General features: G+C 69.9%; 14 protein-coding genes and 2 pseudogenes. 4 read left to right on the top strand and 12 right to left on the bottom strand.

The genetic code is table 11. The features are described from left to right. The 10 genes from Q0V34_RS19375 to Q0V34_RS19420 all read right to left on the bottom strand — a co-directional run. The coding region (locus Q0V34_RS19375; RefSeq protein ID WP_297515570.1) for an alpha/beta hydrolase at window positions 1-897 on the bottom strand (897 nt) is incomplete at its 3' end. A gap of 27 nt (window positions 898-924) precedes the next feature. Then, the gene (locus Q0V34_RS19380) at window positions 925-1,413 is read right to left on the bottom strand and encodes an RNA pyrophosphohydrolase (RefSeq protein ID WP_297515573.1); all 489 of its coding nucleotides are present in this window, start codon (window positions 1,411-1,413) and stop codon (window positions 925-927) included. 23 nt (window positions 1,414-1,436) lie between these two features. Next, window positions 1,437-2,618 carry a divergent polysaccharide deacetylase family protein gene (locus Q0V34_RS19385; RefSeq protein ID WP_297515576.1) on the bottom strand — a complete coding sequence of 394 codons (1,182 nt, stop codon included), beginning with the start codon at window positions 2,616-2,618 and terminating at the stop codon, window positions 1,437-1,439. Between the two features lie 147 nt (window positions 2,619-2,765). Beyond that, a complete protein-coding gene (locus tag Q0V34_RS19390; protein WP_297515578.1) occupies window positions 2,766-4,157 on the bottom strand; it encodes a S41 family peptidase in 1,392 nt (463 codons plus the stop codon). A gap of 115 nt (window positions 4,158-4,272) precedes the next feature. After that, complete coding sequence (locus Q0V34_RS19395; protein ID WP_297515593.1) at window positions 4,273-5,328, bottom strand: peptidoglycan DD-metalloendopeptidase family protein; 1,056 nt, start codon at window positions 5,326-5,328, stop codon at window positions 4,273-4,275. A 16-nt stretch (window positions 5,329-5,344) separates the two neighbouring features. Then, the gene (rlmH, locus tag Q0V34_RS19400) at window positions 5,345-5,809 is read right to left on the bottom strand and encodes a 23S rRNA (pseudouridine(1915)-N(3))-methyltransferase RlmH (RefSeq protein WP_297515596.1); all 465 of its coding nucleotides are present in this window, start codon (window positions 5,807-5,809) and stop codon (window positions 5,345-5,347) included. A gap of 148 nt (window positions 5,810-5,957) precedes the next feature. Continuing rightward, window positions 5,958-6,389, bottom strand: coding sequence for a ribosome silencing factor (rsfS, locus tag Q0V34_RS19405; RefSeq protein WP_297515618.1), 432 nt, complete (start codon window positions 6,387-6,389; stop codon window positions 5,958-5,960). A 133-nt stretch (window positions 6,390-6,522) separates the two neighbouring features. Next, window positions 6,523-7,173, bottom strand: coding sequence for a nicotinate-nucleotide adenylyltransferase (locus Q0V34_RS19410; RefSeq protein WP_297515599.1), 651 nt, complete (start codon window positions 7,171-7,173; stop codon window positions 6,523-6,525). After that, window positions 7,139-8,413: a glutamate-5-semialdehyde dehydrogenase gene (locus Q0V34_RS19415; RefSeq protein WP_297515602.1), complete on the bottom strand. Its 1,275-nt coding sequence runs from the start codon at window positions 8,411-8,413 to the stop codon at window positions 7,139-7,141. Before Q0V34_RS19415 ends, Q0V34_RS19410 begins: the two co-directional genes overlap by 35 nt. A 326-nt stretch (window positions 8,414-8,739) precedes the next feature. Further along, window positions 8,740-9,579, bottom strand: coding sequence for an aldo/keto reductase (locus tag Q0V34_RS19420; RefSeq protein WP_297515605.1), 840 nt, complete (start codon window positions 9,577-9,579; stop codon window positions 8,740-8,742). A 148-nt stretch (window positions 9,580-9,727) separates the two neighbouring features. On the opposite strand from Q0V34_RS19420, the gene Q0V34_RS19425 reads away from it, so the two are divergent. Continuing rightward, on the top strand, window positions 9,728-10,600 hold the full coding sequence (locus Q0V34_RS19425) for an SDR family oxidoreductase (protein WP_297515607.1): 873 nt from the start codon (window positions 9,728-9,730) through the stop codon (window positions 10,598-10,600). Window positions 10,601-10,769: 169 nt separating this feature from the next. Then, window positions 10,770-11,114, top strand: a pseudogene (locus tag Q0V34_RS19430) (DUF559 domain-containing protein); the annotation flags it as partial. Window positions 11,115-11,419: 305 nt separating this feature from the next. Here Q0V34_RS19430 and Q0V34_RS19435 read toward each other — a convergent pair. Both Q0V34_RS19435 and Q0V34_RS19440 read right to left on the bottom strand, forming a co-directional pair. Then, window positions 11,420-11,494 (bottom strand): annotated as a pseudogene (locus tag Q0V34_RS19435) (hypothetical protein); the annotation flags it as partial. Window positions 11,495-11,656: 162 nt separating this feature from the next. Next, a complete protein-coding gene (locus tag Q0V34_RS19440; protein WP_297515610.1) occupies window positions 11,657-12,607 on the bottom strand; it encodes a DUF3800 domain-containing protein in 951 nt (316 codons plus the stop codon). A gap of 131 nt (window positions 12,608-12,738) precedes the next feature. Here Q0V34_RS19440 and hisS point away from each other — a divergent pair, with 131 nt between their 5' ends. Together hisS and Q0V34_RS19450 are read left to right on the top strand one after the other, a co-directional pair. Then, window positions 12,739-14,223 (top strand): histidine--tRNA ligase, encoded by a 1,485-nt coding sequence (gene hisS, locus Q0V34_RS19445; protein ID WP_297515613.1) that lies wholly within the window; start codon window positions 12,739-12,741, stop codon window positions 14,221-14,223. Window positions 14,224-14,227: 4 nt separating this feature from the next. Continuing rightward, window positions 14,228-15,230: ATP phosphoribosyltransferase regulatory subunit (locus Q0V34_RS19450; protein WP_297515616.1), on the top strand; the 1,003-nt coding region annotated here is incomplete at its 3' end.

Below are 15,230 nucleotides of genomic sequence, written 5' to 3' on the forward strand. Positions count from 1 at the left end.
CGCGGGTTCGGGCTTGGGCGCGGGCGCCGGCTCGACGGCCTTCGCCGGTTCCGGCTGAGGCGCGGGCGCGGGTTCGGCGGCCTTGGCCGGCGCGGGTTGCGGCGCCGGCATCGCGGCGGTCTTGGACTTGCCCGTCAGCCAGGCGATCACATCGTCGAGGATCTTCATCGTGTTCGGCTCGTCTATGAGATAGTGGGCGTTGTTGGGATAGATCTTGATGTCCGCGGCCGCGTACTTGCGGGCGACGCGCTGGACGTCCTCCAGCGGCGTGGTGCGGTCCAGGGCGCCGGCCAGGACCAGCACGGGGACCGTGACCTTGGCCGCGTCGACAAAGGCCGCCTTGCGAGGATCCTTGCGGGGCCACGCCAGATCGGCCAGCACCTGGCCGCTGTCATGGACCATCTTGGAATAGAGCTCGTCGTGACGCGCGGCGGGCACGGCGTTCATCACCCCAAACTTGAAGCCCGGCTTCCACATCTTGCCGGCGCGAGTCTCGGGCTTGGATTGCAGGGCCATGTTCAGGAAGGTGAACACCGGCGAGAGCTTGGGCTTGCCGCGCGCGTCGGCCGGCGAGGCCGGCGCGAACAGCACCAGGGCCTCGGCATGGCCGGCCTCGGCGATCTTCTGAGCGATCAGGCCGCCCATCGAATGGCCGACGACGACCGGCTTCTTGCCGGTGTCCTTGGCCAGGGTCTGGGCCAGCGCGCTCATCTCGGCGACATAGTCGGCCAGGGTCAGGCCCGCGAGGCCCGCGCGCGGCCCTTCGACCGTGCGCACCGCCGCGCGGATCGTCGGCGTCTCCACGCGGTAGCCCTCGGCGCGGAACCGCGCCGCGACCGGGCCCCAGACGTCGCCGGCGCAGCCATAGCCGTGGATCAACAGGACCGTATCGGCCATCCCCAACTCCCCAGCGCGACAGCCCCCTCAGCCGCTTCGCGCGAAACCCCGAAACGCGGCGGCCACCGCTTCGTAGACGCCACGCTTGAAAGGTACGATCAGTTCGGGTGCTTCGTCGAGCCTGCCCCAGGTCCAGGCGTCGAACTCGACGTGTGGGTCCGCGTTCAGGTCGATCTCGGCATCCTCGCCGATGAAGCGATAGGCGAACCAGACCTGTTTCTGGCCCAGCCAGCCGCGCGAACGCTTCTCGTTGGCCAGCACCTCGGGCGGGAAGTCATAGGTCAGCCAGCCCTCGGTGCGGCCCAGCAGCGCGACCGAGGTGACGCCGGTCTCCTCGGCCAGCTCGCGGCGGGCGGCGGTCTCCAGATCCTCGCCGTCGTCGACGCCGCCCTGCGGGAACTGCCAGTTATGGGGCGGCGGCTGCTTGTGGCGGCGGCCCAGCCAGACGCGGCCGTCCGGATGGAACAGGACGACGCCGACGTTCGGGCGGTGCTGGGGATAGTCGAGCTCGGTCATGCCGGGCCCTTGTTCCACGATTTTCAGCGGTGAGCGAGGGCCGAGGCGGGCGCGAGTTGCAAGCCGCGCGCCTGCAGGCCGGCGGCCCAGATCCGGACCTGGTTGATCGTCACCGGATAGGCGAAGCCCGAGCCCAGCGACTGGCCGCGACCCGCCGCGCCGTTCTCCAGCGCCCGCAGCTGGGCGTCGATGGCGCCGGCCGACAGCTCGTCGTCGATCACCCGGTCGGCCGAGGCGCGCGGGATCGGGCCGCCGCGCCGTTGCGCCAGACCGTCGTCGATGAACGCCAGGCCCCGCGCCTTCAGCACGGCGTTGAAGGTGGTCATGGCCTGGTCGTTGTCGACGAAGCGCGCGCCCAGATAGTTCGACAGGCCGAAATAGCCGGTGGCGCGCGACATCAGCCATTCCAGCTTGCGGACGGTGTCCTCGGGGCGGTTGGCGGCGATCAGGGTGTAGGGGCCCGGATCGTTGGCCGGATAGTCCGCCGGCTCCATCGGGGTCTCGAGCAGCACCTCGTGGCCGTGGGCGCGGGCCAGGTCGATCCAGCCTTGCAGGCCCTCGGCATAGGGCGCGAACGACAGGGTGATCTCGCCCGGCAGGGTCTCGATCGCGGCGCGGGTGGTCTGGGCGTTGAGGCCTAGGCCGCCGATGACCACCGAGACCTTCGGACGGCCGTTGGGCGTGAACGGACGGGCATAGGCCTCGGCGGCGGTGCGGCCGTCGGCGCCGATGATCGGCAGCGGGCCGCCGCCGGGGCCCGGCGCGGTCAGGCCGGCGATCGGGGCCTGGGCCAGGCCCGGGCCCTGCTGGACCGGCGGCGCGTTCTGGAGCGCCTCGGCGGGCGCCGCCGCCGCGGTCTCGGCGGCGGGCGCCCCGAACGGGTTGCGCGACAGGCCAAGCTCGCCGGGCGTGAAGTCGGCCTCGTGACCGGGGTCGCCGCTCAAGGCCTCGCGCCAGCCTTCGGGCGCGTTCTTGGTGGCGCCGATCTTGGTCAGGGGGAGGCGAATCACCGGCGCGCCGGCGTGCGGGTCGCTGGTGATCAGCACCAGGGTCGCCAGCGAGGCCAGGAACAGACAGGCCGCGCCGCTGGCGCTGATATAGGGGTTGCCGAGCGCCGCCATCAGCTTGGCGCGCAGATCGCCGGACCCGCCCGGAGCGGGCGCGGCGGCGGCATAGGCGGGCTTGCGCGAAAAGGTGACGGCCATCGCCGGGACGCTAGCCGGTCAGGGCCGAATATATGGTTAACGAGATATGGCCGACGGCGGTTCGCCGATGCGGCGGGAGGTCGCGCGCCAAACGAAAGCGCCGCCCCGGGGCTCCGGAGCGGCGCTGATAGGATCGGCCGATGGGCCTTACTTGCTTTCGGTCACCGGGCCCTTGCCGGCCGCGGCGGCGGCCTTGGCCGTGACCTCGGCGATCTTGGCCGCCGGCTTGGGCAGTTTCGGCGTGTTGGCGACGCCGCCGGCCTTCAGCACGGCGATGGCGCGCTGCAGTTGGAAGTCGTCCTTCTTGTCGTCGAAACCGGACGGCGGGGCCTCGGCCGGGGTGTGCGGCGCGACGCGGTTCTTGCCCTCGTCGGCGTTCAGCGCGTTCTTGAAGCTGGCCTCGCTGAACCAGACGCGGTTGGCGATGTCCTGAGCCTGGTCGCGGGTCTGGGCGACCTCCAGGTTCGGGGTGATGCCGGTCTTCTGGATCGAGCGGCCCGACGGCGTGTAGTAGCGCGCCGTGGTCAGTTTCAGCGCGCCGTCGGCGCCGCCGCGCAGCGGGATCACCGTCTGGACCGAGCCCTTGCCGAAGCTGGTCAGGCCGACCAGCTCCGCCCGGTGGCGATCCTGCAGGGCGCCGGCGACGATCTCGGCCGCCGAAGCCGAGCCCTGGTTGATCAGCACCACCATCGGCAGGCCGTTCAAGAGATCGCCGGGACGGGCGTTGTAGCGCTGGATGTTGCGCGGGTCGCGGCCGCGCTGGCTGACCACCTCGCCGCCGTCCAGGAACACGTCGGCCACCCCGACCGCCTGGTCCAGCAGACCGCCGGGATTGTTGCGAAGATCCAGGATCAGGCCCTTCATCTTCGGGTTCTTGGCCTTCAGGTCGTTGATCGAGGCGGTCAGGGCCTCGGTGGCCTTCTCGTTGAAGCCGGGCAGGCGGACATAGCCGTAGTCGCCCTCCATCCGGGCGATGGCGGCCTTGGGCTTGATCACCTCGCGGATCAGCTTGACGTCGAACGGGTCGGTCTTGTCGCGGGCGATAGTCAGGGTCACGGGCTCGCCGGGCGCGCCGCGCATCTGCTTGACGGCCTCGTTGACCGTCAGGCCCAGCACGCTCTGGCCGTTGACCGAGGTGATGTAGTCGCCCGCCTGGACGCCCGCGCGCGCGGCCGGGGTGCCGTCCATCGGCGAGATCACCTTGACCACGCCGTCCTCGCTGGTGACCTCCAGGCCGAGGCCGCCGTACTCGCCGCGCGTGGTGTCCTGCATGTCCGCGTAGGCGTCGGGGGCCAGATAGCCGGAGTGCGGATCCAGGCTGGTCAGCATGCCGTCCAGGGCCGCTTCGATCAGCTTCTTGTCGTCGACCTCGGTGACGTACTGGTCCTCGACCGTGCCCAGCACGTCGCCGAACAGTTCCAGCATCTTGTAGGTCTTGGTCTTCGGCGCGTTGTTCGCCTGGGCGATGGGGCTGATATAAGCCATGGTCCCCGCGCCGAGGACGAAGGCGGAAACGCCGATGAGCAGGTACTTGCGCATTAAGGCCCAGAAGGCTCCCTAGGCGGCGCGCGGCGCCGCGACCCGTGTTTTAGCCCCGTCCAACCCTTTCAGTGGCCGGAGGTATAATTACGGCCACCATTACCCAAAAAGTCGTCTACCGCGACTCTTGTTTGAGCCAGCGTTCCGGATCGGCCGGCGCGCCGTTTTCCCGAACCTCCATATAGAGTTCGGGATCCGAGGATCCATGGTCCGGCATCCGCCCGATAGGGGCGCCGGCCGCGACAGATTGTCCTCGCGCGGCGCTCACCTGATCCAGACCCGCCAGGACGACGTGATAGGCGCCCTGCGAGCGCAGGATCAGCACCGCGCCCCAGCCGTTCAGCGGTCCGGCGTATTCGACCACGCCCGCCGCCGGGGCGGTGACGGTCAGGCCCTTGTCGGTGCGCAGGGTCAGGCCGGGCGACTTGCCGCCCACCGGCAGGTCCTGGCCGAAGCGGCGGACGATCGCCCCGACGGCCGGGGCGCGCAGGGTCAGGGGACCCGTCGCCTCGACCCGGCCGAGGCCGTCGGTCAGGGCGCCGAGGGTCTTGAGCTCATTGTCCTGGGCCAGGGCCTCCTGGGCGTAGGCGCGCTCCAGCTGGGTCTTCTCGACGATCAGCCGTTCGATCTCGCCCTTGCGGTCGGCCACCACGCTCTCGGCGGTGAACAGCTCGGCCGAGGCGGCGGCGGCCTCGCGGCGCAGCGTCCCCACCGCCTCGGCCTGGCGGGCGTAGGCCTTGGCGCGCCGCTCCAGCTCCGGCGTCATGGCCTTGATCAGGATCGCCGCCCGCACCGCGTCGCGGGCGTCGTTCGGCGACACCAGCAAGGCCGGCGGAGGATCGCGCCGGAACAGCTGCAGCGCCGACAGCAGCAGCGACAGCCGCTGCCGGTTGGCGCCGAGATCGGCCAGGATCGCCCGTTCGCGAAAGTTCAGCGCCTCCAGCCGCGCCCGCTTGGCGTCGACATCGGTCCCGGCGGCGATCCGCGCATGGTCGAGTCGTTCCAGCTCGGCCCGCAGGTCCTCGATCTCGCGGCGGGTGTCGGCGGCGTCCTGGCGGTCCTTGGCCCGCTGGGCCTGCTCGGCCTTGTCCGCGCGCTGCCAGCCGACCACGGCCGTCGGGACGGCGAGCACAAGGGCGCAGGCGGCGATGACGAGTCGCGAGCGGAGCATCGCGCGACTTCTAGCGCTAATCCCGATGATAGGGCGAGCCCGACAGGATGGTGGCGGCGCGATAGATCTGCTCGGCCAGCATGGCCCGCGCCAGGGCGTGCGGCCAGGTCTGCGGCCCGAACGCCATGGTCTCCTGTGCGGCCGACAGGATCGCGGGATCCAAGCCGTCGGCCCCGCCGATCAGGAACACGACCCGCCGCGTCCCATCGTCGCGCAGCCGCGCCAGGTGGTCGGCGAAGTCGCGGCTCTTGCGCACCTTGCCGTGCTCGTCGCAGGCGATGACATGCGCGCCGTCCAGATGCGGCCGCAGCACCTCGGCCTCGGCGGCCTTGCCGGGCTTGCGGGCCTCGACCTCGACGACCTCGACCGGCCCCAGCGCCAGGGCGCGGCCCGAGGCCGTGGCGCGGGACGCGTAGTCCAGCGCCAGCTGCGCCTCGACCATGCGGCCGAGCTTCCCGACGGTGAGGATGGTGATTTTCATGAGTGAAGTTGCGTTGAGATCCTCGTCCGGAGTTTATCCTCGGGTCGGCCTCTGGCCGAGCCCGGGGGACAAGCTCAGGATGAGGATCTCAAATGCGCTTCAGTAGACCTCATCCTGAGCCTGTCGAAGGACGAGGTCGCTAGACTGATCAGTTCGCCGCCGTGCGGTGCGGGGCGTCGACCGCCCAGATCTTCTCGATATTGTAGAAGCTGCGCACTTCGGGGCGGAACAGGTGGATGACCACGTCGCCGGCGTCGATCAGCACCCAGTCACAGTGCGGCAGGCCCTCGACCCGCGCCTTGCCGAAGCCGTTTTCCTTCAGGGCGCGCAGGATGTGGTCGGCCAGGGCGCCGACGTGACGGTGCGAGCGGCCCGACGCCACGATCAGGCTGTCGGCGACCGAGCTCTTGTCCGTCAGATCGATATGGACGATGTCCTGGGCCTTGTCGTCGTCCAGGCGGGACAGGATCAGGCGCTCCAGCGCCTTGACGTCGAGGACCGGACTCAGGCCCGGATTTTCAGGGGAAGACTCGGCGCCGGCCGGGCCTTCGTGCGCACGATGCGCGGGTTCGCTACGCAGCGGATTGCTCCTTATGGGGTCGCTGTGGATAGCCTCCATAGCACGGAATTGGGCGAAAAGTGAGAGGGAGTCGATCTCGCCGTGATCGCTGGTTGCGCCTGCGGCCTGCGCGCAACGCGCTGGGGTCGGCCGATCACCCCTTTCGCCCCGCCCGCAGCGCCGTCGACGAGGCGTAGTTCAACGGCCCGCGCAGATAGACCCAGGCTGGCGCTTTCGCGTCGGCGAGGATGGCCGCGGCGCTCGACGGCCAGCGGGCCCAGGCGAAGCGGCGGGCGGCGGGCGAGGTGCGGGCCTTCAGCGCCGCCCACGGCCGCGAGACCACGGCCACCGGCACCTCGCGCATGATCTGGGTCCAGCCGCGCCAGCGGTGGAAGCCCGCCAGGCTGTCGGCGCCCATGATCCAGACGAACTTGACGCCTGGATAGCGGGCGCGCAGCACCCGCAGGGTGTCGATCGTGTATTGCGAGCCCAGGCGCGTCTCGGCGTCGGAGACGATCATGCCGCGCTCCTGCGCCCAGCGGCGCGCGCCGGCCATCCGCTCGGCGAGCGGCCGGGTCTCGGCCGAGGACTTCAGCGGATTCTGCGGCGAGACCAGCCAGATCACCTTGTCCAGCTCCAGCCGGCGCATGGCGGTTTCGGCCACGTGGGCGTGACCCTCGTGCGCGGGATTGAAGCTGCCGCCGAACAGGCCGACGCGCATGCCCGGCTCCAGGTGGAAGCCAAGGCGCTGGGCGTTGGGCCGGCCGGCCTCAGGGACGAGTCTGGCCGGTCCCGCGAACCACATACTTGAACGTCGTCAGTTGCTCGGCCCCGACCGGACCGCGGGCGTGAAGCTTGTCGGTGGCGATGCCGATCTCGGCCCCGAAGCCGAACTCGCCGCCGTCAGCGAACTGGGTCGAGGCGTTGACCAGCACGATGGCGCTGTCGACCTCGGCCACGAAGGCGTCGGCGGCGGCCGGATCCTCGGTGACGATGGCGTCGGTGTGGCCCGAGCCGAACGCGGCGATGTGCCCCGCCGCCCCGGCCACGCCGTCGACCACGGCCACGGCCAGGATCGGAGCGAGATATTCGGTGCTCCAGTCCTCGTCGGTCGCCTTCTTCATCGTCGGCTCTATGGCCCGCGCCGCCGCGTCGCCCCGCAGCTCGCAGCCGGCCCGGATCAGGGCGTCGGCGATCGGCGGCAGCAGGCGCTCGGCGGCGGTGCGGTCGATCAGCAGGGTCTCGGCCGAGCCGCAGACCGACACGCGGCGCAGCTTGGCGTTGACGACGATGTCGACCGCCTTGGCCAAATCGGCGGCGGCGTGGACGAAGACGTGGTTCAGGCCTTCCAGATGGCCCAGCACCGGAGCGCGGGCCTCGGCCTGGACGCGGGCGACCAGGCTCTTGCCGCCGCGCGGGATGATCAGGTCGATCGCCTTGTCGAGGCCGGAGAGGATCAGACCGACGGCGGCGCGGTCCGGGGTCTTGACCGCCTGGACGGCGGCGGCGGGCAGGCCGGCGCTCTTCAGGCCGCGCGTGATCGCCGCGTGGATCGCCAGGTTGGAGCGCAGGCACTCCGACCCGCCGCGCAGGATCACCGCGTTGCCCGAGCGCACGCACAGGGCCGCGGCGTCGGCGGTGACGTTGGGACGGCTTTCGTAGATCATCGCGATCACGCCGATCGGCGTGCGCACGCGGCTGATCTCCAGGCCGTTGGGCCGGGTCCAGGTCGAAATCGCCGCGCCGACCGGATCGGGGATCGCGGCCACGGCCTCGACGCCGGCGGCGACGCCCTCGAGCCGCGCGGCGTCCAGCGCCAGGCGGTCCAGCATCGGGCCCGAGACGCCGTTGGCCTCGGCGCGGGCCAGATCCTGCGCGTTGGCGGCCAGGATGGCGGCGGCGTCCTGCCGGATCGCGGCGGCCATGGCCAGGATGGCGGCGGTGCGCTGCTCTGGCGTGGCGAGGCGAAGCGCGCGCGCGCCCTCGCGGGCCGCCCGGCCCATCCCCGCCATCGTCGCCTGCAAGCTCGCGCCCGCGTCGTCCATCGGTCCGTCCCTGCCCGTTATGCTCAGGTTGAGCCTTACCTAGAGCGCGTTAGGCGAAAGTGTAAGCGGTTTCGCCGCCAAACGCGCTCCAGCCAAGAAACGAGAGCCTGTCCGGAGGACAGGCTCTAGGCGCTTTCAGGGCCGAGCGAAACCGCGTTCGTCTGAAAACGGAGGGAGTTTTGGTGGGGGCCGTACCGCTCCCTTCCCCCTCGATGGGGGAAGGGTTAGGGATGGGGGTGACTGCTGCCGTCCCCCGGCCCTCGGCGTCGACCGCCGTGTTCACCTCCACCCCTGCCCCTCCCCCATCGAGCGGGAGGGAAGAAACTCTATTCCGCGTCCCACTGGTAAGCCTTGTCCAGCCAGTCGCCCAGCCGTCCGTCGGGCCGCGCCAGGGCGTGGATGCGGGTCATCTCCTCGTCCGACAGCGCGAAGTCGAGGATGTCGAAGTTCTCCTCGATCCGCGCCGGATTGCTGGTGCGGGGGATGGCGATGATCCCCTGCTGGATGATCCAGCGCAGGGTGACCTGGCCGGGGGTCTTGCCGTGGGCGCGGCCGATCTCGATCAGCACCAGGTCCTGGGCGACCTTGCCCTGGGCCAGGGGCGACCAGGCGGTGATCGAGGTTCCCAGTTCGTCGGCCTTGGCCTTCAGGGTCTTCAGCGACAGATAGGGGTGATACTCGACCTGGTCGTTGGCGATCGGCGCTTCGGAGAGGTCGGCGGCCTGTCGCAGCAGGGCCGACGGGAAGTTCGACAGGCCGATGGCCCGGGTCAGGCCGCGCGAACGCACCTCGTTCAGCGCCTTCAAGGTCTCGGCCAGCGGCACCTCCGGCTTGGGCCAGTGCAGCAGCAGCAGGTCGACGTGATCGACGCCCAGCTTTTCCAGGCTCTTCTCGGCCGAGCGCTGCAGGTCGCCGTCGGCGAACTGGTCGATCCACACCTTGGTGGTCAGGAAGATCTCGTCGCGCTTGACGCCGCTGGCCTTGATCGCCGCGCCGACGTCGCGCTCGTTGCGATAGATCTGGGCGGTGTCGATGTGGCGATAGCCGACCTCCAGCGCCTTCTCGACCAGCGGGACGGCGGTCCCGTTCTCCAGCTGCCAGGTGCCAAAGCCCAGGGCGGGCATCAGGACGTCGCCCGAGCGGACGGTGGGAACGAGCTTGGACATCGAGATCTCCGAAAAGGCGGTCAGGCCGATATAGGCGCGGGGCGGCGCGACGCCACCCGGGCTCGAACGCGCGAGAGGCCGATCAAGACCAGACGGACGTCGTCATAGGTCATGGGCAACCCCTTCGAACCGCGACTATATGGACGCGATGACCGCTGAGAACCCCCTGAAGACTCCGGTGCTGGTGCTGGGCGCGACCAGCCTGATCGGCGGCCACCTGCTCGCTCGCCTGCGCGAGGCTGGCGTCGAGCCGTTCGCCGTCAGCCGCCGGCCGCCCGAGGATGGGGCCTGCTGGCTGGACGCGGACCTGACCGCCACGGACCTTTCCGAATACCTCGCCGACCGCCTGCCGGCCGTGGCCACGGTGTTCTCGCTGTCGCCGATCTGGCTGCTGCCCGCCGCCCTGCCGGCGCTGAAGGCCCGGGGCCTCTCCCGCCTCGTGGCCTTCTCCTCGACCAGCCGGTTCACCAAGGAGGCCTCCCCCGACGCCGACGAGCGGGCCGTGGCCCGCGACCTCGCCGACGCCGAGGCCGCCGTCGAGGCCTGGTGCGCCGCCCACGGCGTGGCCTGGACGATCCTGCGGCCCACCCTGATCTATGACGAGGGCCGCGACGGCAATGTCAGCCGCATCGCGCGCCTGGTGAAGCGCTTCGGGGTCATGCCGCTGTCGGGCGCCGGCGAGGGCCTGCGCCAGCCGGTCCACGCCGCCGACCTGGCCGCTGGCGCCCTGGCCGCCGCCCGCGCCCCGGCCGCCCGCGACCGCGCCTACGACCTGGTCGGCGGCGAGACCCTGACCTACCGCGCCATGGTCGACCGCGTCTTCCAGGGCCTGGACCGCCGGCCCCTGACCCTGCCGCTGCCGACCTGGCTGTTCAGCCTGATCATGCGCCTGGCCCGGCCGTTCTATCCGGGCGCGACCCTGGCCATGGGAACCCGCATGGGCCAGGACCTGACCTTCAACTCCGCCGACGCGGTCAGGGATTTCGGCTGGGCGCCGAGGGGGTTCCGGCCGAGGTTTTAAGGGTTTCCTTCTCCCCTTGCGGGAGAAGGTGGCTGGCGAAGCCAGACGGATGAGGGGGCTCTCGGCGACGCCGGCGCGACCCCTCACCCGACCCCGGCTGACGCCGGGGCCACCCTCTCCCGCAAGGGGGAGAGGGATTGTCACGTGCATTTGTTCCCGCTATGTTCACGCCATGGTTGACCACTCGCGCCAGCTCGCCTTCGCCCGCCGGATGCGCCGCGAGCCGCCGGCGACCGAGCGTCTGCTGTGGCGGCTGCTGCGCGATCGCCGCCTGGACGGCTTGAAGTTCCGGCGGCAGGTTCCGATCGGCCGCTATGTCGTGGACTTCGTCTGCCTGCGTCACCGGCTGATCGTCGAGGCCGACGGCCCGCATCACCAGGACTCGCCGACCGACCCGATCCGCGACGCTTGGCTGAGCGGGCAGGGCTTTCGCGTGCTGAGGTTCGCCAATCCCGAGATCCAGGGCGCCCCCGACCGCGTGCTGGGCCTGATCCTGGAGGCCGTCGCCGCGCCGCTGTGCGACCCCTCACCCGACCCCGGCTTTCGCCGGGGCCACCCTCTCCCGCAAGGGGAGAGGGAAACCGACGCTCTTCCTTCTCCCCTTGCGGGAGAAGGTGTCGCCCCGGACTTGATCCGGGGTGACGGATGAGGGGTCGACAACCCTGTCCGCCGTCGCCCCTCGCGCGCCCGACCGCCCAAGGTCGGGCCAAGCCTTACATCTCTTGGAGGCCGCAGCGTGCTAGACGGGCCGGGTTGGTCAAAGGCATGCCGTCTGGCCGGCGAAGCCGGTCCCGGGGGACCGCCCTCCGGCCGGCTGCGCCGTCCTTGAGCAACCCGGCCCGCCCAGCGATCGTCTCGCCGTGAGATGTAGGGAGGATTACTTGAGTTAGTAATCAAGTTGATTGGTAATGCCCCACAGAAATCGCACCCTCACCCCTTGACTCTTGGCGCGAATGGCGCCTTTGGTGCCTTGACGACTCTATCGGAATCAGCGATAAAGAGTCGTCCTTGGAGCGAAGATTTGGGCCTTTGCTCGACCTGTTCCATTTTGTGGATCTAGCCCCAAGGACCGCGCCTGGGGCCGCTGGGCTTAACGTTCCAAACATTGAATTTCATTGCTTCCATATGTGTGCTGTTTTTCAGGTTCACGCTGGGAAATGCTGCCTGGACATAGTCGGCTAGTTCACGCTTCGCTCCAATCAGTTCGCGCTGGTTACGAAGTGCGGTGAAAGCGCCAAGGGGGACGTCAAGTAGTTGCAGCATGACCTCGCGCTTTGAATCTCGGGGCTCGATATTTTCTATGCAGTCGTGCTTGCAGCCATAATTTGTCGCTCCCCATGTGTGGAGTTTGGAAATCTGATCGACTAGCGCAGATGTACAGTCTCCGTTGTCGGGTCTAATTCTTAATTTGTAATGCTTTCCATAAAATCGTATTGCTCTATGCAGCAGAAGCTGAAAGTGCATCTTGCTGGTGGTGTCTATTCTCTGTTTCGGCCCACTTATTTTATGATCATATTCGCTGAATGGCGCGAACCTGACGTGGAAATGGAAATCTCCAGCTTCCAAGCCTGCCCTAAAATAGTCGACGAACGCCTTATGGGCGCTATCGCGTCGCGACTTGACCGAGTTCCACTTGGTCTCTGACGGCCCGCCCTTTGAATTCTTTATGGCGTGCAAATCAGCAACGATTCTCGCAAGATTGTAGTCTGGCACAGCTAAACCGCCCACCGACATGAACTCATCGGTGACGTAGGAACTTTCATCGCAGAAGTAGTAGACGACCTTGGCACCTGGCTTGCGCATGTGAAGCAGCAAAGCTGAACAACCGCATCTAGACAAGGTGCTGCCCCAGCATGCCAAATTTGGAGTGAGATTAGGGATAGGCTTCGCTTGGGGGATAGGAAGGTCGGAGCAGGATATTCCTCCCCCCTTCCCCCAACGCCCCATCTCCGCTACACCGCCGCCGCAATGACCCGCACGCCGCACCATCACGGCCAGCACCACCATCCGACCTCGCCTCGCGGGATCGGCCGGGTCCGCGCGCTCTAAAGCCGAGCGTACCCAGCCAGAGCCCCGCCTAGCGGATGGGGCTTCGCTTAAGCGCCATCCGTCGAAGCCTAGATCACCAGGACCGACGAATGACCGACACCACCGACACCCCCGCCGAAACCTTCCGCCCCGAGGCCCGCAGCCCCCGAGGCTTCGCCGACAAGCGCGCGCGGGATCTGCGCGCCGAGCGGACGATCCTGGAGGCGGTGTCGGCGGTCTATGAGCGCTACGGCTTCGAGGCGCTGGACACCGGGGCGTTCGAATATGCCGACGCGCTCGGCAAGTTCCTACCCGACAGCGACCGGCCCAACGAGGGCGTTTTCGCCCTGCAGGACGATGACGACCAGTGGATGGCGCTGCGCTACGACCTGACCGCGCCGCTGGCCCGCTTCGCCGCCCAGAATTGGGAGACCCTGCCCAAGCCGTTCCGCCGCTACGCCTTCGGGCCGGTGTGGCGCAACGAGAAGCCGGGGCCGGGGCGCTTCCGCCAGTTCATCCAGTGCGACGCCGACACGGTGGGCTCGGCCCGGCCGGAGGCGGACGCCGAGATCATCGCCATGGCGGTCGAGGGCCTGGAGGCCGCCGGCCTGCCGCGCGGCGCGGCGGTGCTGAAGATCAACAACCGCAAGCTCCTGAACGGCCTCTTGACCGCCGCCGGGGCCGACAGCGCCGGCCAGAAGCTGGCCGTGCTGCGCGCGGTCGACAAGCTGGACCGCCTGGGCGTCGAGGGCGTGCGCCTGCTGCTGGGCGAAGGGCGGCTGGACGAGAGCGGCGACTTCACGAAAGGCGCGGGCCTGACCGGCAAGGCGGTCGACCAGGTGCTGGACTTCGTCCAGGCCGGGGCCGGCGGCCGCGCGGCGACCCTGGATAACATCGCCCGCGTGGTGGCCGGCTCGGCCGAGGGCGACGAGGGCCTCCTGGAGCTGTCGCGGATCGACGCGGCCCTCTCGAGCCTGGGCATCGCCGACGACCAGGCGATCGTCGATCCGTCGATCGTCCGGGGGCTGGAATACTATACCGGCGCGGTGTTCGAGGCCGAGCTGCTGCTCAGCACCACCGACGAGAAGGGGAACAAGGTCACCTTCGGCTCGATCGGCGGCGGCGGGCGCTATGACGACCTGGTGGCGCGGTTTACGGGGACTGTGACGCCGGCGACGGGCTTCTCGTTCGGGGTGTCGCGCCTGGCGGCGGCGCTGCGGGCGGCAGGACAGGAGGCCGGAGGCCTCGCAAGAGGTCCGGTGGTGGTCATCGCCTTCGACGACGCGCACATGCCCGAATACTTCAAGGTCGTCGGCGAGTTGCGCGCGGCGGGCATTCCGGCCGAGGTCTATCTGGGGACCTCCGGCATGCGGCCGCAGATGAAGTACGCCGACCGCCGCCTGTCGCCGGCCGCCATCATGCTGGGCGGCGACGAGATCGCGGCCGGCACGGTGACGATCAAGGACCTCGATTTGGGCCGCGAGCTGGCCTCGGGCGTGGCCGACAACGCCGCCTGGAAGGCCGAGCGTCCGGGCCAGCAGACCATCCCGCGCGGCGAGCTGGTCGCGGCGGTGCGCAAGATCATCGGGAGCTGAGCGCGTGAGGCTGGAACCTTCGATCCCGGCGGCGGCGCTGGACGCCATCCGCGGCCCCCTGCTGGCGGCCGGCGCGACCCTGACCGACGCGCCGGTGCTGCAGCCGCTGGGCCTGCTGCTGGACCTGGCCGGCGAGGCGATGCGCGCGCGGCTGTTCGTCGTGTCCGGCGACGGCGGCGAGGAGGCCTGCCTGCGGCCCGACTTCACCGTCGCCGTGGCCCGCGAGCACTTCGCGTCGGGCGGGGAGGGCGGCCGCTACCGCTATGAAGGCAAGGCCTTCCGCGTGGCGCCGCGCGGCTCGGATCGGGCCGAGGAGTTCCTGCAGATCGGCGTCGAGGCCTTCGAGGCGGGCGACCCGATCGCCGCCGACGCCGAGATCGCCGCCCTGGCCTGGGCCTCGGCGGCGGCGGGCGGGCGCGCGGATCTGAGCCTCGTGCTCGGCGACGTCTCGCTGTTCTCGGCCTTCGTCGAGAGCTTGGATCTCGCCGGGCCCCTGGCCGCGCGGCTGAAGCGGGCGTTCTCGCGGCCCCGGCAGCTGAAGGCCGAGCTGGATGGCGAGGTCGCCGAGCCGGGCGGGGAGCAGTCGCGGATCGCCGCTTTGCTGGCCGGCCTGCCCGAGGCCGAGGCGGCCGCGACCTTGCAGGAGCTGTGGTCCCTGGCCGGCATCGAGCCGGTCGGCGGCCGGCGTCCGGCCGAGATCGCCCACCGCCTGGTCGAGAAGGCGCAGAGCGCGCGCGCCGGCCGGCTGGCTCCGGAGGAGGCCGACAAGGTCCGCGCCTTCCTGGCGGTGTCGGATCGCCCCGAGGCGGCGCTGGACGCCATCGCGGCCCTGGCCGGTCCCAAGGCCGACGCCCTGACGGCGGCGATCGCCGGCTGGCGGGCGCGGCTGGCGGGCCTGGCGCGGCGCGGCGTCCCGCTGGAGCGCGCACGCCTGGCCGCCGCCTTCGGCCGGGCCTTCGGCTATTATGACGGCTTCCTGTTCGAGGTCCGCTCGGCGGCCCTGGGCG

It is taken from the genome of uncultured Caulobacter sp. (genome assembly GCF_947036865.1).
GTDB lineage: Bacteria > Pseudomonadota > Alphaproteobacteria > Caulobacterales > Caulobacteraceae > Caulobacter.